The following is a 19,232-nucleotide window of genomic DNA, read 5'->3' on the forward strand; positions in this document are numbered from 1 at the left end:
GGAGCCCCGGCCTCAGCCCTTCGGTAGCCGCTGCTGCACCTTGGCCATATCCTCCCAGGGATCGGTCTTCAGGTTCCGCGCCCGTTCGAGCGCCGCCTGCATGCCAAATGCGGCGCCGCCTCCGACCTTTCCCAATTCCTCCCACCGCAACGGCATCGCCACCGGCGCGCCCACGCGCGCCCGCAACGACCAGCTGCACACGCTGGTCGCGCCGCGCGCGTTGCGCAACCAGTCGATGAAGATCTTGCCTTCCCGCTGCGCCTTGCTGGCCGTGGCGATGTAGCGATCGGGCGCGCGCTCGACCATCGCGTCGGCCACTCGTTCGCAGAAGTCCTTCACCGCCTGCCAGCCAGGCCCGCGCCGGAACGGCACCACTACGTGCAATCCCTTGCCGCCGCTGGTGCGCACGAAGCTCGTCAGCTGCATCCCGTCCAGCAGGTCGCGGATGCCGCGCGCCCCCTCCACCACCGCCTCCCACGCCACACCGGGCGCGGGGTCCAGGTCCAGCACGATGCGGTCGGGCGAATCAGGCTTGTCCACGCGCGAGCCCCAGGGATGGAACTCGATCGTGTTCATCTGCACCAGCTGCAGCAGGCCCTTGCGGTCGCGGATATAGACGTAGTCGTCCTCGCCGCCGCCCTTTTCCTCCAGCGCGATGGGACGCACGCTGGAGCCGAGCTTGGCCGCGTGGTGTTTCTGGAAAAAGCACGCGCTGTCGGTGCCGCCGGGACAGCGCACCATCGACAACGGGCGGTTGACCAGTTCGGGCAGGATCCAGTCGGCGACCGCCGCGTAATAGGCGGCGACCTCGCCCTTGGTGATGCCGTCGTCCGGATAGACCACGCGCGCGGGGTGCGTGATCCGGACGCCGGCAACGTCGACGGGTTTGTCCGTCCGCGGGCGATGGCTGGCGGCGGTTTCGCTGGAGGGTTCGCGCATGCTCACGTCACTCGCGAGCCCTGTTACAGGAGTGGCCGAAGACGTGCATCACCCGGCCTTGCGCCCCTTGCGCGTGGACGTGGCCTTTTTTGCCGGGCTCTTGCGCGACGCCTTCTTGGCCGCCGGCTCGGCCTTTTTCGCGGCTGCCTTCTTCGCCGCGGGCTTCTTCTCCGTCTTTTCCTCGTCCTTGCCCTTGGCCGGCGTGCGCTGCTTGCCCTCGATGCTCTTCTTCAAGAGCGCCATGAAATCGACCACGTTGGTGGTGGCATTGGCGTGCGCGGGCTCCTCTTCCTCCAGCGTGGTGGTGACGCCCTTGCTCTTGAGCCGCTGCTCGATCACCGCGGTCAAACGCTCGCGGAACTCGTCCTTGTATTTTTCCGGCTCGAACTTGCCCGACATGGACTCGATCAGCTCGCCCGCCATGTCCAGCTCGCGGTCGCTGATGCGGTATTCCGAAGCCGCCTTGTCCGGCAGCGCGTATTCGTCGGCATCGACCAATTCCTGGGGGAAGCGCAACAGGACCAGCATCAGGGCCTCGTCCTGCGGCATCACCGCGCACAGGTATTCGCGCGTACGGATCACCACCCGCGCGATGCCGATCTTGCCGGTGCGCTTGAGCGTCTCGCGCAACAGCACGTAGCCCTTCTCGGCCTTCTTCCCGGGTACCAGGAAATAGGGCTTCTCGAAGTACGCGGGCGTGAGCTGGCCGGCGTCGATGAAGGTATCGATCTCCACCGTCTCGTGCGCTTCGGCGGCGGCACTGCGGATGTCCGATTCCTCCAGCACCACGTAGTTGCCCTTGGAATATTCGTAGGCCTTGACGATGTCTTTCCAAGGCACCTCTTCGCCCGATTCGGCGTTGACGCGCTCGTAACGCACCGGCTGGTTGTTGCGCTGGTCCAGCATGCGGAAATGCAGGTCGACCTTGCGCTCGGCGGTCATCAGGCGGATCGGGACATTCAGCAACCCGAACGACAGCGTGCCGGTCCAGATGGGGCGAGCCATGGCCGACCTCCATGAGTGGCGGGTCTGGAGGTTTGACACGCGGGGCGTGCATGAAACGCCAAGGCTTCCCGCTGGCACCCACGCCAACGATCGTCCAGACTTGGCCTGATGAGCGCCCTGCCCGCCACCGCCCGCCTGCTTGCCTGTGCCGCGCTGCTGTTGCCGCTGGCAGCCGGCGCATCGGAGCACCGGTACCGCTACGACACGGTGCACAGCCAGGTCCTCTTCAGCGTGAGCCACGACGGCTACTCGCGCCCGTTCGGCCGGCTTCACATCGCCCGCGGCTGGCTCCGTTTCGACCCGGACGACTGGAGCCGGGCCGCGACTGAGCTGGACATCGACCTGGCCAGTCTCGACATGGGCGACCCCGACTGGAACCAGGCGGTGCTCGAACCGCGTTTCCTCGACGTGGCCAAGGCACGCTACGCGCATTTCGCCAGCACCGGGGTCGAACGCACCGACGACAGCCACGGCGTGCTGCACGGCGAGCTCACCTTGCGCGGCGTCACCCGTCCGCTGGACATTCCGTTTACGTTCAACCGCCAGGCGCGCACCATCTTCGGCATGCACACCGTCGCCGGTTTTTCCGCCACCGCCATGCTCGACCGCACCCGCTTCGGCCTGACCACCAGCACCGGCTCGATTGGCCGGAACATATCCGTATGGCTTGAAATCGAGGCCATCCGCGAGGACCGCACCCGCCGCCCGGAGAGCGCAGATGCTTCGCAATGACGAGTGGCGTTGGGGCGCCGTCGCCAAGTTTTTCCACTGGACCATTGCGTTGCTGATCCTGGGCAACGGGGTGTTCGGCCTGCTGATGGACCTGGCCAGTTCGCCAATGCAGAAGGTCAACTGGATGGCCTTGCACAAGTCGATCGGCCTGACCGTGCTGGCGCTGTTCGTGCTGCGCCTGCTTTGGCGGGCATTCAACCGCCCGCCGCGCGAGCTGCCGGCGCCACGCTGGCAGCTCTGGGCCGCAAGGGTGGTACACGCGGCGCTATACCTGCTGGTGGTCGCGCTGCCGCTTTCGGGCTGGTGGTTCAACTCGGTGCGCGGCTATCCGCTGCAGTTCTTCAAGCTGTTCAACCTGCCCGCGATCGCGGCCAAGAACCCCGATCTGCGCCGGTTGTCGCACGAAGTGCACGAATACCTGTTCTGGATCCTGCTGCTGGTGCTGCTCGCCCACGTCGGCGCGGCGCTCAAGCACCATGTGCTCGACAACGACGACGTGTTGCGCCGCATGTGGCCGTTCGCCCGCCTCCGCCAAGGCGCCAAAGGAGATTCCGCATGACCCGACCTGCCCTGCGGCGCCTGGCTGCGCTGCTGATCTGTCTGGCCCTGCCCGTGGCCGCCTCGGCGACCGATTACCGCGTGCTGCAGGACCAGAGCACGCTCGGCTTCACCGCAACCTTCCAGGGCGCGCCGTTCCAGGGCAGCTTCGCGCAGTGGCATGCCGCGATCCGGTTCGATCCGGCGCATCTGGCCGGCTCGAAGTTCGACGTCACGGTGGACACCACCAGCGCCAGCACCGGCGATCCGGATCGCGACGGCGCGCTTCCCGGCGCGGATTTCTTCAACGCGACCCGTTACCCGCAGGCGCATTACGTGGCGACCGAGTTCGTCCGGGCCGGCACGCACGTGATCGCCCGCGGCCAGCTCGACTTGCGCGGCGAGGTCCATCCGCTCAGCCTTACCGTGACCTTCACCCCGCAGCCGGGCGGCACCACGCTGATGGACGTCAGCGGAACGCTCAAGCGGCTGGCTTATGGCGTGGGCGGGGGCGAATATGCCGATACATCGGTGATCGGCGACGACGTGACAGTCAACGCGCACCTGGTGCTCGCCCCGAAATAGAGCCCGCCGCCCCGCCCTGAAAGCGAGGAGGCACGGCGTCGCTAGCCGCCCACGAGCGCTCGCACAGCTGCCGCGTCGAACGGCCAATCCAGCTCCCGCCCGTCCCGCGCATCGCGCAGCACCGGTACCCGCGTGCCGTAGCGCGCCTCCAGCGCCTCGTCGTCATCCACCCACACGCTGTCGAACTCCGGCGCCCGCGCCTCGGCGAGCACGGCGAGCGCCTGGTCGCACAGGTGGCAGTAGTCGCGCTGGTAGAGAACGAGGTCGGCCATGCGGCGGCGAATGGACTGCCAAACGTGAAGGGGGCGCGTAGAATAACGGGTTCTCCCCGTTCACCGCAGCGCATCCATGGCCGTCAGCGTTTTCGACATCTTCAAGATCGGCATCGGGCCGTCGTCTTCGCATACGGTCGGGCCGATGCGTGCGGCCGCCCGCTTCGGCGAGCGCTGGCTGGAGGAGAAGGGCGTGCTCGACCGCGTAGCCCGCGTGCGCGCCGAGCTCTACGGTTCGCTGGCGATGACCGGTCGCGGCCACGGCACCGACAAGGCGGTGCTGCTTGGCTTCGAAGGCCACCATCCGGACACCATCGATGCGGACCTGATTCCCGACATCCTGGCACGCATCCGCGCCAGCGGCCGGCTGCGCGTGCTCGGCAAGCACGACATCGTCTTCGACGAGAAGGCGGACCTCGTCTTCAACAAGCGCCAGAAGCTGCCCTTCCACACCAATGGCATGCGCTTCACCGCCTACGACGCTGAAGGCCACGAGCTGGCCACGCGCGACTACTACTCGGTGGGCGGCGGCTTCGTGGTCAACCAGGACGAGGCGGCCGAAGACCGCATCGTCGCCGACACCACCGTGCAGCCCTACCCGTTCTCCAGCGGCGACGAACTGCTCGCGGCCTGCGAGCGCCACGGCCTGACCATCGCCCAGCTGATGATGGCCAATGAAAGCGTGTGGCGCCCGGAAGCGGAAACCCGCGCCGGCCTGCTCACCATCTGGAAGGCCATGGCCGACTGCGTCTCGCGCGGCCTGCGTTCCCCCGGCACCCTGCCCGGTGGCCTGCACGTCGCGCGCCGCGCGCCGGCGATGGCCGAGGAACTGCGCAACCAGCCCGAAGCGGCGCTCAAGGATCCGCTCACCATCCTGGACTGGGTCAACCTCTACGCGCTGGCCGTCAACGAGGAAAATGCCGCCGGCGGCCGCGTGGTCACCGCGCCGACAAACGGCGCCGCCGGCATCGTGCCCGCGGTCGGCCACTATTACCTGCGCTTCTGCCCCAAGGCGGACGAGAACGGCATCGTCGACTACCTGCTGACCGCCGCCGCGATCGGCATCCTCTACAAGGAAAACGCCTCGATCTCCGGCGCCGAAGTCGGCTGCCAGGGCGAGGTCGGTGTTGCCTGTTCGATGGCTGCCGGCGGCCTCACCGCCGCGCTGGGCGGCAGCGTCTGGCAGGTCGAGAACGCCGCCGAGATCGGCATGGAACACAACCTCGGCCTCACCTGCGACCCCATCGGCGGCCTGGTGCAGATCCCCTGCATCGAGCGCAACGCCATGGGCTCGGTCAAGGCCATCAACGCCAGCCGCATGGCGCTCAAGAGCGACGGCAAGCACCGCGTGAGCTTGGACAAGGTCATCAAGACCATGCGCGACACCGGGCGCGACATGAAGGACAAGTACAAGGAAACCAGCCGCGGCGGTCTCGCGGTCAACGTCATCGAGTGTTGAACGCCCGGCTTCCCCCTCGGGAGCCCCGACCGGCCTGCGCCTTCAGCGCCGTCCCGGCACGATGATCGCGCCGGTAGGCGGGTTCGGGTGCCGCAAGGTCAGTTGGACATTGGGGACGTCACGGCCCGGCCTGCCTGGGATTCCGCTTCCAGCCAAAGCAGGTGGACCCATAGCGTCGCAAGGGTCTCCGGACCGGCACGGTTATCCGCGCGGCAGCCGACAGTTCCGACCGGGCCGGATGGCGGCGAAAGTCGTCATGCATCAAGCATGGTGCGGACCTTCCGCAGCAGATGCTCGATCTCGAACGGCTTGACCACCATGTCCATGTCGGGACCGAGGAACTTCTCGCGCGTCAGCGCGTTTTCCGCGTAGCCGGTGATGAACAGGATCGGCAGGTGCGGGCGAAGCCCGCGCGCGATATCGGCCAGGTCGCGACCGTTCATGCCGGGCAGGCCGACGTCGGTGACAAGCAGGTCCAGGCTCTCGTCGCCGCGCAGGACCCGCAGCGCCGATTCAATGTCGGCCGCACGCGAGCAGCGGTAGCCCGCCTCGCCGAGCAGCTCGGCCACCAGCATGCGCACCGTCGACATGTCCTCGACCAGCAGGATGTGTTCGCCGTCGCCCGGTGCGACCACCTGTGGCAGCGTCACGGTCGGGCGCGCCTCGGCCTGCTCGGCCGGGACCAGCAGCGTCACCTCGGTGCCCTGGCCCTCGGTGCTGGCGATGCGGACCAGGCCGCCGGACTGCCGCGCGAAGCCGTAGATCATCGAAAGACCCAGGCCGGTGCCCTTGCCGCTCGGCTTGGTGGTGAAGAACGGTTCGAATACCTGTTCCAGCAATTCGGGCGGAATGCCGCAACCGTTGTCCCGCACGCTGAGGGCGATGTACTGGCCATCGGCCAGTTCGTGGTCGGCGCGGATATGCACGCCGCTGGTGCTGACGCAGACATAGCCGTTGTCCTGCAGCGCGTCGCACGCGTTGATCACCATGTTGAGCACGGCATTCTCGAACTGGCTGACGTCGATGCGCGCCACCATCGGTTCGCTGGCCAGCTCGAAACGCAGCTCGACCCGCTCGCCCATGGTGCGGTGGAGCAGGTCCCTGAGCGAGCGAACGTGCTCGTTGATATCCACTGGCCTGGCGTCGAGCGGTTGCTGCCGAGCGAAGGCGAGCAGCCGGTGGGTGAGCGCGGCCGCGCGGCGCGCCGATTCGAGCGCGATGTCCGAATAGCGCTGTATGTCGAGGCTGCCTTCCTCGACGCGTCGGTTGATCAGCTCGATGCCGGTGATGATGCCGGTCAGCAGGTTGTTGAAATCGTGCGCGATGCCCCCGGTCAGGCGGCCGAGCGCATCCATCTTCTGCGCCTGGCGCAGCTGTGCCTCGGTGTGCGCATGTTCCTCGACCTCGCGTGCCAGGCGGGTGGTGGCCGACGTCAGCGCCTCCTGGTGCTGGCGCTCGCGCTGGCGTTGCTCGGTGACGTCCTCGACAAAGATCAACCCCAGGCCCGGCGCCCGGTACGGCACCACGCGCCATTCGGTTTCGCGCAGGGCGCCGCCGGCGCGCACGATCAGCATGCCCTGCCATCGCTCGCCCGCGAGCAGGCTCGAACTCAGTGCTTCCAGCGCCTGGGCCTGGCCCTCGGCGAAGCAGTCCGCCAGGCGCGGCAGGTGTGCGTCGGACGGAATCAGCCGGGCGAACGCCGGATTGCTCTCATGCACGCGCAGGTCTGCGTCGAGCACGGCGATGGGCGCCGCCACGTGGGAAAAGATCTCGCGGAAACGCGCCTCGCTTTCGCGCAGTTCGCGCTCGGTGTCGCGCACGCGCAGCAGCGTGCGCAGCGTGGCCATCAGCACGTCCGGGTCGACCGGATGCACCAGGTAGGCATCGGCGCCTGCATTCAGGCCAGTGATCACGTCGCCGGTGGCGATCGAGGAGGCCGATACGTGCACCACCGGCAGCAGGGCGGTGTGCGGCTGCTGGCGGAGCTGCCGGACCACGTCGAAGCCGCTCGTGTCGGGCAGGTTGACGTCCAGGATCAGCGCATCGACCGGGTGCGCCTGCAGCAGCGCCAGTCCCTCGCCGCCAGTCGCCGCCTCCAGCACGAGGCAGCCGCGGCGCTCCAGGACGCGCTTGACGGCGTAGCGCGTGGCGACGTTGTCATCCACCACCAGCAGGCGGATTTCCTCAGCCATCGGCATGCTCCCCAGGCAGGACGGTGGGAATGATCACGTAAAACACCGAACCATGCCCGGGCTCGCTCTCCAGCCCGACCCGGCCGCCCAGCAACTGGCTGAAGCGCTTGCACAGGGACAGGCCCAGCCCCGTGCCTCGCAGCCGCTGTTGCAGCGGCGAATGGACCTGGGTGAAATCCTCGAACAGCTTGGCGTGCATGTCCTCGGGGATGCCGATGCCGGTGTCCTTCACCGAGAACCGCACTTCGCCGGGACCTTCCACGCTCGCGGTCACGCGCACCTCACCCTGCAAGGTGAACTTCAGCGCATTGGCGATGAAGTTGCGCAGGATCTGCGCCAGCTTCTTGTCGTCGGTGTACAGCTTGGGGATCCCATGCGGCTCCTCGAACACAAGGTCGACCGCGGTGCCACCGGCGATCGGGCGGAACATTCCGCGCAGCGCGGCGAACAGGTCGACCATCTCGAACCAAGCCGGCGCAATGGTGATGCGGCCCGCCTCGATCTTGGCCAGGTCCAGCAGGTCGTCGACCATCGCACTCAGCTCGCTTGCCGCGTTCTGCACGAAGTCGACCTGCTTGTGCTGCTCCTCGTTGAGCGGGCCATCCAGTTCGTCGCTGAGCAGGCGCACGATGCTCAGGATCGAGCCGAGCGGCGTGCGGAATTCGTGGCTCATGTAGGAGAGGAACCGGCTCTTCAGGTCCGAGGCCTGGCGCAGTTCCTCGGCCTGCGTGTCCAGCTCCGCGTAAAGCGCGAGCACGCCCCGGTTGGTCTCGTCCAGTTCCGCGCGCAGATCCGCGGCCTCTTCGCGCAGGCGCGCGAGTTCGGTGGCAGGGGATTCGGGCAAATCAGACACGCTTCGCCTCCAGGGCTAGGACCAGGACGGTGGCATCGTCCCGGCCGCGGCAGTAGTCGCGATGCAGGAGGGCCGCGATCACCGCCGGATGGCGCTGCCACAGGCCCGGATAATCGCCCAGGCGCCAGCGCGATTGAAGTCCGTCGCTGTGCATCACCAGCAGTTGGCCGGCGACGTGCGGATAGTCGAACGCATGCGCCTTGCGGAACTGCGCGCCGACGATGCCCGGATGCGACGCCAGCCCGCGGCTGGATTCCCCGCCCACCAGGCAGGCGGCGATGTTGCCGATACCGGCGAAGCGCAGCAGGCCCAGGCCATCGTGGCGCGCGAACGCCACCGCCCCACCGCGGGTGCCAGCCATGCGTTGATGCGCGCGCTCGAGTAGTACCTCCGGCGCATCGAACGGCGATTCGGCGAACGCCCCGGCGCCCGCCTCCGCGGCTTCGGCGGCCTGCGGACCGTGGCCGAGCCCGTCGGCGACCATTGCGCTCGTCCGGGTTCCGTCGATGGCCAGCCGCCAGCTGTCGCCGCTGATGCTCTCCCCGTGCAGCGCGTGATGGCTGACGCCATAGCGGTAATCCGTCCCGGCCGGCGTGCCGCGCGGGTAAAGCCGCGCCAGCACCACGGCGCCGCGCGCATCGGCATAGGCGTCGAACACCTGCGCCTGGCGCGTAAGCGCGCTCAGCCCGATGCCCTGGGTGCCGCGCGTGGAATAGCCGTCCACCAGGCAATGCGCCAGGTCGAAACCCGGACCGCGGTCGACCGCGACGATTTCCAGCCCCGACCCATCACGTCCGGCCACCATCGAAAGATGCAGCGCGCCGCGTTTGGCGTGCTTGAGCACATTGCTGGCCAGTTCCGTGGCGACCAGCGCCGCGCGACCGGTGTCGGCCTCGTCGAATCCGGCCCGCTGCGCCCATTGCATGGCCACCCGCCTGGCGTGGCCGACCTGGCTGGCATCTTCCAGCGCGAGCACCAGGGTGGGTGCGCCGGTCTGCCCTATGTCCATCGGGCGATGGTGACGCGGGTGCCCTTGCCGGGCGCGCTGTCCAGTTCGAATTCGTTGACCAGCCGCTTGGCCCCGGTCAGACCCAGGCCCAGCCCGCTGCCGGACGTCCAGCCATCGGTCATGGCCAGCTTGAGGTCGGCGATGCCGGGGCCCTGGTCGCGGAAGACCAGGCGCACGCCACTGCGCACGCCGTCTTCCAGGATCTCCCAGTCCATGTCGCCGCCACCACCGTAGATCACGGCATTGCGCGCCAGTTCGCTGGCCGCGGTGATCAGCTTGGTCTGGTCGACCAGACGCAGGCCGCACTCCTGCGCCACGCGGCGCACGGCCTGGCGGGCCAGCACGACGTCCTGTTCGACGCGAACCGGCATGGTGCCGCGGTTGCGTACGTTCATTGGGCGGCCACGCGTTCGCGCAGCAGTTTCATGCCCCGCTCGACGTCGAGCGCCGTACTCACGCCGGGCAGGGTCAGGCCGAGCTCCACCAGGGTGATCGCCACTTCCGGCTGCATGCCGACCAGCACCGTGTGGGCATCCATGATGCGCGACTGCGCCGAGATGGTGCCGATCATGCGGCCGATGAACGAATCGACCATGTCCAGCGCCGAGATGTCGATCAGCACCCCACGCGCGGTGGTCTTGCTGATGCGCTCGGCCAGGTCCTCCTGCAAGGTCAGCGCGAGCTGGTCGTGCATGTCCACCTGGATGGTCACCAGCAGGAACTCGCCCATGCGCAGGATCGGAATGCGTTCCATCGATCAGGCCTTGACCACGTTCAGGCCCGCGCGCTTGAGCGCCAGCGCCAGCGCGTCGGCAAGGTTGGCCTTGGTGACGATGCCCTGCAGGTCCAGGCCCAGGTGCACGATGGTCTGCGCGATCTGCGGACGCACGCCGCTGATGATGCAATCGGCGCCCATCAGGCGGATCGCGGTCACCGTCTTGAGCAGGTGCTGGGCGACCAGGGTGTCCACGGTCGGGACGCCCGTGATGTCGATGATCGCGATTTCCGAGCCGGTCTCGACGATGCGCTGCAGCAGCGATTCCATCACCACCTGGGTGCGCTGCGAATCGAGCGTGCCGATCATCGGCAGCGCCAGTACGCCGTCCCACAGCTTGACCACCGGCGTGGACAGCTCCAGCAGTTCCTCCTGCTGGCGGCGGATGACTTCCTCGCGCGACTTCTGGAAGGTAGCGATGGTGTACAGCCCCAGCTCGTCGATCAGCTCGGAGAGGGCCCACAGCTGCTCGGCCAGGCGCGCGGGATCGTTTGCCAGCTCCCGCTGGAGCAGCGAGAACAACGGCCGCTTGAGCGAGAAGATGAAGTTGGCGGTGTGCTGCGAATCGAAGCCGTTCAGCGCACGATCGCGCGAAAGCTTTTCGAGGAACGCGCGGCCGTCCGCCCATGCGTCGCCGCCGACGGCGCTGCCGCCCCGGCTCGCGCACTGGACCAGCAGGCGCAAGGCTTCGGTGGTCTGCCGGCGAAGATCCTCGGCGCTCAGGCGGGTATCGCGGGTGGCGCCACTGTTGGCCAGGTCCGCGTTCCACTGCTCGAGCAGCCAGGCATCGTTGTTGCGCATTGCGTCCAGCGTCAACGGCTGCAGCTGTGCCATGGGCATTCCTTGTTGAGTAATCGGCGCATCATGGCGCAACTGATGTGATCAGGACAGTAGCCCGCGATCGGCGTTCATCGACCGACGAAGCCGGTTTGATTCCAACCGCAGCAGCACCCGCTCTCAGCGATCTGGCTGCAACCATGGATGCCCCCGAATCTCCGCCGGGCGCCCCGATTTCTTCCGCTTCGTACCGGGTCAGGTGGGCGACAATTCAGTGACGCGAGAGCGTGTTGTGGCGACTGGCCCATTGCGAAGGCGGAGCATCGTTCAACGCGGGTGTGCCGGATGCCTGCTTCGGGCCGAAAGCAGATGCGCGGACTTCCGCAAGTTTCGCCCCTGCCGCTGACCACCCGCCGTGCGCGGATGGGTCTTCGACGCATCAGGTAGACCTCCAGGGGCGCGCTACCCACGATCCAAACGGCGTTACTGCACTGCCGCATGCAAGCCCCTGGTGGCGATGTTACCTTGCCAATATAGATCGATCTAAATGGCAGGCAACCGTGAAACATCCTCGCCCCTTCCCAAGCGCGTGGGCTCGCTTCGAGCGCCTTGCGACCGAATCCGCTGGCGGGTAGGTCTCCTGATGCCTGCATTCCCCGCACCACTGCTCGAAGTTGCCGCCAACTCGGTCGCCTCCGCGCTGGCCGCGCAGGAAGGTGGCGCCGGGCGGGTCGAGTTGTGCGCGGCGCTGGAGCTGGGAGGCGTGACGCCTTCCTACGCGGAGATCGCCACGGCGCGCGATCGGCTGACGATCCCCTTGTACGTGCTGATCCGCCCGCGCGGGGGCGACTTCCTCTACAACGACTTCGAGTGCGAGGTGATGCTGCGCGACGTCGAGGCCTGTGCGGCTCTGGGGTGCGACGGCGTGGTGCTCGGCGTGCTGGATGCCGAGGGTCGGGTCGAGGAGGCGCGTTGCCGGGCACTGGTCGGTGCGGCCGGGCGACTGGGTGTCACGTTCCACCGCGCCTTCGACATGGTGGTCGACCCGGCGCAGGCGCTGGAGGCGGTGATCGGACTGGGCTGCGAACGCGTGCTCAGTTCCGGCGCGCGGACGAGTGCGATCGACGGCGCGGCGGCCTTGCGCGCGTTGGTGGAACAGGCGGCCGGGCGGCTGGTGGTGATGCCCGGCGCAGGCGTCCATGCAGGCAACATTGCGGCGCTCGCTCAAGCGACGGGCGCGAGCGAGTTCCATGCTTCGGCGAAGCGTGCCTTGCCGTCGGGCATGCGCCATCGACAGCCAGGCCTGGATGACATGGCCACGGGCGAGTGGCGCAGCGACAGGGCGGAAGTGCGCGCGATGGTATCGGCGCTGCAGGATCTGGCGGCGCGCGAAATCCCGGCCTCGACCTAGCCCCGAGCGGTCATGACGATCCCGCCTCCGTCCACTCGCACGCGCAAGACGCCACGCCTGGCCGGCATCGCGGCTGCGCTGGTGCTGTTGGCGGGGCCGGCTCGGACGGCACCGGCCACGCAGCTTCTCGACCAGGATTGGCAGGTCCGCCTTGTGCCGGGCGACCCCCGCGAGGCGGAGCACCCGCAAGCGGCGCACTGGCTCGCTGCCACGGTGCCAGGCGCGGTGCAGACCGACCTGATGGCGGCCGGCCTGGCGGCCGATCCTTTCGTGGGGCGCAACGAGGCGGCGATCCAGTGGGTGGGCCTGTCCGACTGGGTCTATCGCACACGCTTCGATGTCGACCCGGCCACGCTGGCGCGCCAGCATGCCGAACTGGTGTTCGAGGGGCTGGATACCTTCGCCGAGGTCTCCCTCAACGGGCACAAGCTGCTCGACGCGGACAACATGTTCCGGCGCTGGGCGGTATCCGCGAAGCCCTGGTTGCACGCAGGCGCCAACACGCTGGAAGTTCGCCTGTACTCCCCCATCAAGCGCCTGCAGCCGTGGCTGAAGCGACAACCGTACGCGTTGCCGGGCGAGTTCGACTCGGCCTTCGGCGACGAGCCCAAGGGCCTGCAGAGCGCCAACTACGTGCGCAAGGCCGCCTACCAGTACGGTTGGGACTGGGGCCCGCGCATCGTCACCGAGGGAATCTGGCAGCCGGTGCACCTGGACAGCTGGGACCGACTGCGCGTGGCCGGCCTCCATGTGGCGCAGAAACATCTTGATGCGCAGGCCGCCCGGTTGGACGTGCAGCTCGATGTCGATGCGGACCGCGAGGCGACGTTGCCGGCGGAAATAAGCGTGTTCGGCCCGGATGGCGAGCCGGTCGCCCGGCAGGTCGCGGATTTCGAAGTGGTTGCAGGCCACCACCGCGTGGGCGTGCCGGTAACCATTGCCCATCCGAGGCGGTGGTACCCGGTCGGGTATGGCGCGCAGGACATGTACACGGTCCGGGTGCGGCTGGGCGATGGCGGCACGCCGCTCTACGAAGGCTTGCGCCAGGTCGGCCTGCGCACGGTCGAGCTTCGGCGCGACAAGGACCGCTGGGGCCGCAGCTTCGCGTTCGTCGTCAACGGCGTCCCGATCTTTGCCAAGGGCGCGAACCTGATCCCGTTCGACAGTTTCCCCACCCGCGTGGATAACGCACGCATGCGCCGGACGCTCGAATCGGCGCGCGCGGCCAACATGAATATGCTGCGCGTGTGGGGCGGCGGCTATTACCTGCCCGACGCCTTCTATGCGATGGCCGACCGGATGGGCCTGATGATCTGGCAGGACTTCATGTTCGGCGGGGCGATCCCGCCGCGCGATGCAGCGTTCGTGGCGAATGTGCGGCAGGAGGCGGCGGACCAGGTCGAGCGCCTGTCGGACCATCCCTCGATCGTGCTCTGGTGCGGCAACAACGAGGTGCAGAGCAGCTGGTTGTCCTGGGGCGACCGCAAGGCCCTGCAAGCCTCGCTCGCGCCCGCGGAGAACGAACGCATCAGGCAGGGCATGCGCGACCTGTTCGGCGAGGTGCTGCGCGATGCGGTCGTGCAGAACGATCCCGACGTGCCGTACTGGCCGAGTTCGCCCAGCCGGGGTGGCGATGGTTTCGCCAACAGCCTGGACGATGGCGACTACCACTATTGGGACGTCTGGTCGGGCCAGGCGAAACCAACCACTGCGTACCTGGACGTCACGCCGCGCTTCCAGTCCGAATATGGCCTGCAGTCGTTCCCCGACCTGCGCACGATCCGCGCGTTCGCCGGCGCGGGACCGTGGCAGGCGGATTCGCCGGTGCTGCGCGCCCACCAGAAGTTCGACGGTGGCAACGGCAACCGGCGCCTGCTCGAGTACGTGCGGCGCGAATATGGCGAGCCGAAGAACTTTCCCGCGCTGGTGTACCTGAGCCAGGTGATGCAGGCCGACGGGATCGCGCTCGCGGCCGAACACCTGCGCGCCTCGCGTCCGCAGTCGATGGGCTCGCTGTACTGGCAGCTCAACGACCTGTGGCCGGGCGTGACCTGGTCGAGCATCGATTCATACGGGCGATGGAAGGCGTTGCAGTTCCGCGCCCGGCGGTTCTACGCGCCGCTGCTGGTGGCGGCCTTGCGGCATGAGGGCTCGACGACGGTGTCGCTGGTCTCCGACCGCACCAGCCCGCTTGCCGCGCGCTGGCGGTTGCGCCTGATGGACTTCGCCGGCAAGGTGCGGCGCGAGGAAAACCATGACGTGACGCTGGCGCCGCTGTCCAGCACCCAGGTTGCCCGTTACACCGATGCGGAGCTGCTCGATGGCGCCGATCCACGCGCCACTTTCGCGGTCTTCGAACTGATCGAGGACGGCAAGCCCGTCGCCCGCAACCTGGTGTTCTTCGCCCTGCCGAGGGACCTGCGCCTTCCGCGGGCGCATGTCCACGTGCAACTCATCCCGACGCCCACGGGCTACACCCTGACGCTTGCCACCGATGCGCTGGCGCGCGACGTGTGGGTTTCCTTCGGCGATCTCGATGCCGATCTGTCGGACAACAGCCTCGACCTGCTGCCGGGCGAGCCCGCCGCGCTGGAGGTCACCAGCAAGGCCTCGGTCGAAGCGCTCCGGCAAGCCCTGCAGGTGCAGGACCTTGCGCATGCCATGGGAACCCCGCCATGACCACCCGCCGCGACTTCCTCAAACTGCTCGGCACCACCGCGGCCGCCGGCGCCATCGGCAACGCCGCCATGGCTCGCGCGCGCGGCTACGCCGGCAAGCGCCCGCCCCCGGGCAAGCGCCGCTTCACCAGCGACACGGTGGAACGTGAGCTGGCGCGGGTGCAGGCGCTGATCGGCGATCCCAAGCTCGCCTGGATGTTCGCCAACTGCTACCCGAACACGCTGGACACCACGGTCGAGCTGGGCACGCTGGATGGCAAGCCGGACACGTTCGTGATCACCGGCGACATCGAGGCGATGTGGCTGCGCGATTCCTCCGCACAGGTCGCGCCATACCTGCCGCTTGCGAAGCAGGACCGCGCATTGCAGCGGCTCTTCCATGGGCTGATACAGCGCCAGGCGCGGTGCATCCGCATCGACCCCTACGCCAACGCCTTCATGCCCGATCCGCATGCGCAGCCGCTGTCGTGGGCGCGCCAGGACCAGACCGACATGAAGCCGGGCGTGGGCGAGCGCAAATGGGAGATCGATTCGTTGTGCTGGCCGATCCGCCTGGCGCACGGCTACTGGCGGGCGACCGGCGACGCGGCCCCGTTCGACGATGACTGGCGCGCGGCCATGCACCTGGTCGTGAACACGTTCCGCGACCAGCAACGCAAGCACGGCCGCGGCCCGTACCACTTCCAGCGCACCAGCGACCGGCCCACCGAGACACAGGCGCTGGAAGGCTACGGCAACCCGACCCGCCCCAACGGCATGATCCATTCGGCGTTCCGGCCCTCGGACGACGCTTGCATCTATCCACTGTTCGTCCCGGCCAACCTGTTCGCCGTCGTATCGCTGCGGCAGCTCGCGACGATGAGCCGCACGATCCACCATGATGGCGCCTTCGCCGACGAGTGCACGGCGCTGGCCGACGAGGTGGCGCAGGCCACCCATCGCGACGGGCGGCTGCACGACGCCGATGGCGACGTCTGGGCCTACGAGATCGACGGCTACGGCAACCGGCTGTTCATGGACGATGCCAACGCGCCTAGCCTGCTCAGCCTGCCCTACCTCGGTTGCTGCGCGGCGGACGATCCGCTCTACCGGCGCACCCGCGAGCGCGCCTGGAGCGAACACAACCCCTACTTCTTCCGCGGCACGGCGGCCGAGGGCATCGGCGGGCCGCATGAGGGCCTGCGCATGATCTGGCCGATGGCGATCACCGTGCGCGCGCTGACCAGCAGCGATGCGACCGAGATCCGCCAGTGCCTGCGCTGGTTGCGCGATACCGACGCGGGTACCGGCTTCATGCACGAAGCGTTCGACCAAGACGATCCGGCGCATTTCACGCGGGCGTGGTTCGCCTGGGCCAACAGCCTGTTCGGCGAGCTGATCGTCAAGCTCGCCGATACCCGGCCCGCGCTGCTGCGCAACCCGTGAATCCACTTTCCACCCCAAGGCCGGCATCCGTGGTGCCGCCCACCGATCCACAGGAGAACTCGACATGGTGACCCGCAGACACTTCCTGCAAGGCATGGGCGCCCTGGCCGCACTGGGCGGGGCCGGGGCACTGCCGGGCTTCGCGATGAGCCGGACCGGCGCCCCTCGCTCATCGATGGGCGCCGACGCGGGTGTGTCGCGCTACGTCGACGTGTTCGTCGGCACCGGCGGCCACGGCCACACCTTCCCCGGCGCCGCCCTGCCCTACGGCATGGTGCAGCTGAGCCCCGACACCAACGACGCCGGCTGGGACGCCTGCTCGGGCTACCACCAGCGCGACGGGTCGATCATGGGCTTTTCGCACACCCACCTCTCCGGCACCGGCGCCAGCGACATGCTCGACGTGCTGGTGATGCCGGCGCAGGGTCCGGTGCTGCTGCAGCCGGGCGAGCGCGGGCTGCCGGACAAGAATTACCAATCGCACTTCGACGAAGCGGCGTTCGCGAGCACGCGACTGCCGCCCGACGCGGTCGGCAAACCCGGCCATGGCTACCGCTCGCGCTACGACGGCGAGCAGGCGCAGCCCGGCTACTACCGCGTGCACCTGACCGACCACGACATCCTGGCCGAACTGACCGCTACGCTGCGCGCGGGCCTGCACCGCTACAGGTTCCATGGCGAAGGCGACGGGCATCTGCTGGTCGACCTGGCGCACGGCTACCACGACGATGCCAAGGTGCCGGCCAAGGTCAGCGATGCCACGCTCGAGCTCATCGGCGACGACCTGCTGGTCGGCAGCCGGCGCGTGCACCAGTGGGCCAACGGGCGCTACATGCATTTCGCCATGAAGCTTTCGCGCCCGGTCGCGCGCGCCTCGCTGTACGCCGAGGACGTGGCGTTGCCCACCGGCTCGCGCAAGGTGCATGGCAAGCACCTGAAGGCTGCGCTGCATTTCACCGACGTGGCGCGCGAGCCACTGCTGGTGAAGGTCGGCATCTCCGGGGTCGACATCGACGGCGCGCGGCGCAACCTTGAATCCGAAGTGCCCGGGTGGGACTTCGAGGGTGTGCGGCAGCAGGCCTCCGATACCTGGGAGCGCGAACTCTCGCGCATCCGCGTCGACAGCCCGTCCGAGCCGGTCAAGCGCACCTTCTACAGCGCGCTCTACCACACCATGCTCGCGCCCACGCTGTTCAGCGACGTCGATGGTCGTTATCGCGGCATGGACCTGAAGGTCCACGAACTGCCGCAGGGCCGGCACAACTACAGCACCTACTCGCTGTGGGACACCTACCGCGCGCTGCATCCGCTGCTGACGCTGTTCCAGCCCGCGCGCGTGCCCGACCTGGTCGATGGCCTGGTGCGCATGGCGGCGGAAAGCCCGGACGGCCCGCCGGTATGGCCGCTGCAGGGCGTGGAGACCGGCTGCATGATCGGCTACCACTCCGCCGTGGTGATCGCCGAAGCCCAGGCCAAGGGCTTCACCGGCATCGACTACGCAAAAGCCTGGCCGCTCTATCGCAAGCGCGCGATGGAGGACGACTATCGCGGCCTCGCGTACTACCGCAAACTCGGCTACATCCCCAGCGACAAGGAATGGGAAGGCGCCAGCAAGACGCTCGAATACGCCTACGACGACTGGGCGATGGCGAGCCTGGCCGAGGCGGCCGGCGCGCACGAGGACGCAAAGCACCTGCGCGAGCGCTCGCGCAATTACCGCAACCTGTTCGACAAGAAGCTGGCATTCGTCCGCCCGCGTGGCAGCGACGGAAAGTGGCTGGAACCATTCGATCCGCGCGCCATGGGGCATGGCGACAAGTGGCGCGACTTCACCGAGTCCAACGCCTGGGAGGCGACCTTCCTCAACCAGCACGACCTGTACGGCTACATGCCGCTGTTCGGTGGCGAGCAGGCGTTCGAACGCAAGCTGGACGAGCTTTTCGAGACCAGCTCGGCGCTGCCGGGGGACGCGCCGCCGGACATCGCCGGCATGGTCGGCCAGTATGCGCATGGCAACGAACCCAGCCACCACGTGGCCTACCTCTACGCGTACACCGGCGCGCACCACAAGACGCAGGCGCGCGTGCGCATGCTGCTGGAGAAGATGTACCGGCCCGAGCCGGACGGGCTGGCCGGCAACGAGGACTGCGGGCAGACCAGTGCGTGGTATGTGCTGGGGGCGCTGGGGTTGTACGCGGTCGATCCGGTGAGCACGAACTACGTGTTCGGCAGCCCGATGCTCGACCAGGCCGAGGTGATGCTGGCCGGCGACAGGAAACTGGTGGTCCGCACGCAGGGGAACGGGCCGGACAAGCCATACATCCAGGCGGTGCGCTGGAACGGCAAGCCATGGACCAAGAGCTGGATCAGCCACGCGGAGCTGGCGGCGGGCGGAACGCTGGAGTTCGAGATGGGTGCCACGCCCAATCTGAAGTTCGGTGCAGCACCGGCGGATCGGCCGCCGTCATTCGGGCAGGCGGCCCCCGCGGTCTGAGGCTAGCTCCAGCGTGCGAGCTGAGCCGGGTGCTTCGATTTCGGCTGTGCCTGCGCTCATTGCAACCGTGAATGTGAACGCCCCTCTCC

Annotated in this window: 17 protein-coding genes; 8 read left to right on the forward strand and 9 right to left on the reverse strand. The window is 68.1% G+C overall.

What is annotated here, in order from left to right:
• Window positions 1–12 precede the first annotated feature (12 nt).
• Together ligD and ku are read right to left on the reverse strand one after the other, a co-directional pair.
• Window positions 13–939 carry a non-homologous end-joining DNA ligase gene (gene ligD, locus LQ772_RS13155; RefSeq protein WP_231321354.1) on the reverse strand — a complete coding sequence of 309 codons (927 nt, stop codon included), beginning with the start codon at window positions 937–939 and terminating at the stop codon, window positions 13–15.
• A gap of 48 nt (window positions 940–987) precedes the next feature.
• The gene (gene ku / locus LQ772_RS13160) at window positions 988–1,944 is read right to left on the reverse strand and encodes a non-homologous end joining protein Ku (protein WP_231321355.1); all 957 of its coding nucleotides are present in this window, start codon (window positions 1,942–1,944) and stop codon (window positions 988–990) included.
• Window positions 1,945–2,052: 108 nt separating this feature from the next.
• Here ku and LQ772_RS13165 point away from each other — a divergent pair, with 108 nt between their 5' ends.
• Genes LQ772_RS13165 through LQ772_RS13175 form a run of 3 tightly spaced genes read left to right on the forward strand, consistent with a single transcriptional unit; the run spans window position 2,053 to window position 3,798 of the window.
• Window positions 2,053–2,676: a YceI family protein gene (locus tag LQ772_RS13165; RefSeq protein ID WP_231321357.1), complete on the forward strand. Its 624-nt coding sequence runs from the start codon at window positions 2,053–2,055 to the stop codon at window positions 2,674–2,676.
• On the forward strand, window positions 2,663–3,235 hold the full coding sequence (locus LQ772_RS13170) for a cytochrome b (RefSeq protein WP_231321359.1): 573 nt from the start codon (window positions 2,663–2,665) through the stop codon (window positions 3,233–3,235). Before LQ772_RS13165 ends, LQ772_RS13170 begins: the two co-directional genes overlap by 14 nt.
• Window positions 3,232–3,798, forward strand: coding sequence for a YceI family protein (locus LQ772_RS13175; protein ID WP_231321361.1), 567 nt, complete (start codon window positions 3,232–3,234; stop codon window positions 3,796–3,798). Before LQ772_RS13170 ends, LQ772_RS13175 begins: the two co-directional genes overlap by 4 nt.
• A gap of 41 nt (window positions 3,799–3,839) precedes the next feature.
• Here LQ772_RS13175 and LQ772_RS13180 read toward each other — a convergent pair whose 3' ends face one another.
• Window positions 3,840–4,070 (reverse strand): glutaredoxin family protein, encoded by a 231-nt coding sequence (locus LQ772_RS13180; protein ID WP_231321363.1) that lies wholly within the window; start codon window positions 4,068–4,070, stop codon window positions 3,840–3,842.
• Window positions 4,071–4,146: 76 nt separating this feature from the next.
• Between LQ772_RS13180 and LQ772_RS13185 the strand changes: the two genes are divergently transcribed.
• Entirely contained in the window at window positions 4,147–5,529 is a 1,383-nt protein-coding gene (locus LQ772_RS13185) for an L-serine ammonia-lyase (protein WP_231321365.1), read from the forward strand.
• A 254-nt stretch (window positions 5,530–5,783) separates the two neighbouring features.
• Here LQ772_RS13185 and LQ772_RS13190 read toward each other — a convergent pair whose 3' ends face one another.
• From LQ772_RS13190 to LQ772_RS13215, 6 genes are read right to left on the reverse strand one after another with little or no spacing between them, the layout of a single operon-like run.
• On the reverse strand, window positions 5,784–7,721 hold the full coding sequence (locus LQ772_RS13190) for a response regulator (RefSeq protein ID WP_231321367.1): 1,938 nt from the start codon (window positions 7,719–7,721) through the stop codon (window positions 5,784–5,786).
• Entirely contained in the window at window positions 7,714–8,574 is an 861-nt protein-coding gene (locus LQ772_RS13195) for a sensor histidine kinase (protein WP_231321368.1), read from the reverse strand. The genes LQ772_RS13190 and LQ772_RS13195 overlap by 8 nt, the downstream gene beginning before the upstream one ends.
• Window positions 8,567–9,583, reverse strand: a complete 1,017-nt coding sequence (locus tag LQ772_RS13200; RefSeq protein WP_231321369.1) for an ATP-binding protein — start codon at window positions 9,581–9,583, stop codon at window positions 8,567–8,569. Before LQ772_RS13200 ends, LQ772_RS13195 begins: the two co-directional genes overlap by 8 nt.
• The gene (locus LQ772_RS13205) at window positions 9,574–9,978 is read right to left on the reverse strand and encodes an anti-sigma regulatory factor (RefSeq protein WP_231321370.1); all 405 of its coding nucleotides are present in this window, start codon (window positions 9,976–9,978) and stop codon (window positions 9,574–9,576) included. Before LQ772_RS13205 ends, LQ772_RS13200 begins: the two co-directional genes overlap by 10 nt.
• Window positions 9,975–10,337, reverse strand: coding sequence for an STAS domain-containing protein (locus LQ772_RS13210; RefSeq protein ID WP_231321371.1), 363 nt, complete (start codon window positions 10,335–10,337; stop codon window positions 9,975–9,977). Before LQ772_RS13210 ends, LQ772_RS13205 begins: the two co-directional genes overlap by 4 nt.
• Before the next feature lie 3 nt (window positions 10,338–10,340).
• A complete protein-coding gene (locus LQ772_RS13215) occupies window positions 10,341–11,192 on the reverse strand; it encodes an STAS domain-containing protein (RefSeq protein WP_231321372.1) in 852 nt (283 codons plus the stop codon).
• 586 nt (window positions 11,193–11,778) lie between these two features.
• Between LQ772_RS13215 and LQ772_RS13220 the strand changes: the two genes are divergently transcribed.
• The 4 genes from LQ772_RS13220 (at window position 11,779) to LQ772_RS13235 (ending at window position 19,143) form a co-directional block, all read left to right on the forward strand.
• Window positions 11,779–12,546, forward strand: a complete 768-nt coding sequence (locus LQ772_RS13220) for a copper homeostasis protein CutC (protein ID WP_231321373.1) — start codon at window positions 11,779–11,781, stop codon at window positions 12,544–12,546.
• A gap of 12 nt (window positions 12,547–12,558) precedes the next feature.
• Window positions 12,559–15,225 (forward strand): beta-mannosidase, encoded by a 2,667-nt coding sequence (locus LQ772_RS13225; protein ID WP_231321374.1) that lies wholly within the window; start codon window positions 12,559–12,561, stop codon window positions 15,223–15,225.
• Window positions 15,222–16,649 (forward strand): glycoside hydrolase family 125 protein, encoded by a 1,428-nt coding sequence (locus tag LQ772_RS13230; protein WP_231321375.1) that lies wholly within the window; start codon window positions 15,222–15,224, stop codon window positions 16,647–16,649. The genes LQ772_RS13225 and LQ772_RS13230 overlap by 4 nt, the downstream gene beginning before the upstream one ends.
• A 64-nt stretch (window positions 16,650–16,713) precedes the next feature.
• Complete coding sequence (locus LQ772_RS13235; RefSeq protein ID WP_231321376.1) at window positions 16,714–19,143, forward strand: GH92 family glycosyl hydrolase; 2,430 nt, start codon at window positions 16,714–16,716, stop codon at window positions 19,141–19,143.
• The last annotated feature ends 89 nt before the right edge of the window (window positions 19,144–19,232 follow it).

It is taken from the genome of Frateuria edaphi, from assembly GCF_021117405.1.
In the GTDB taxonomy this organism is placed as follows: Bacteria; Pseudomonadota; Gammaproteobacteria; order Xanthomonadales; family Rhodanobacteraceae; genus Frateuria_A; species Frateuria_A edaphi.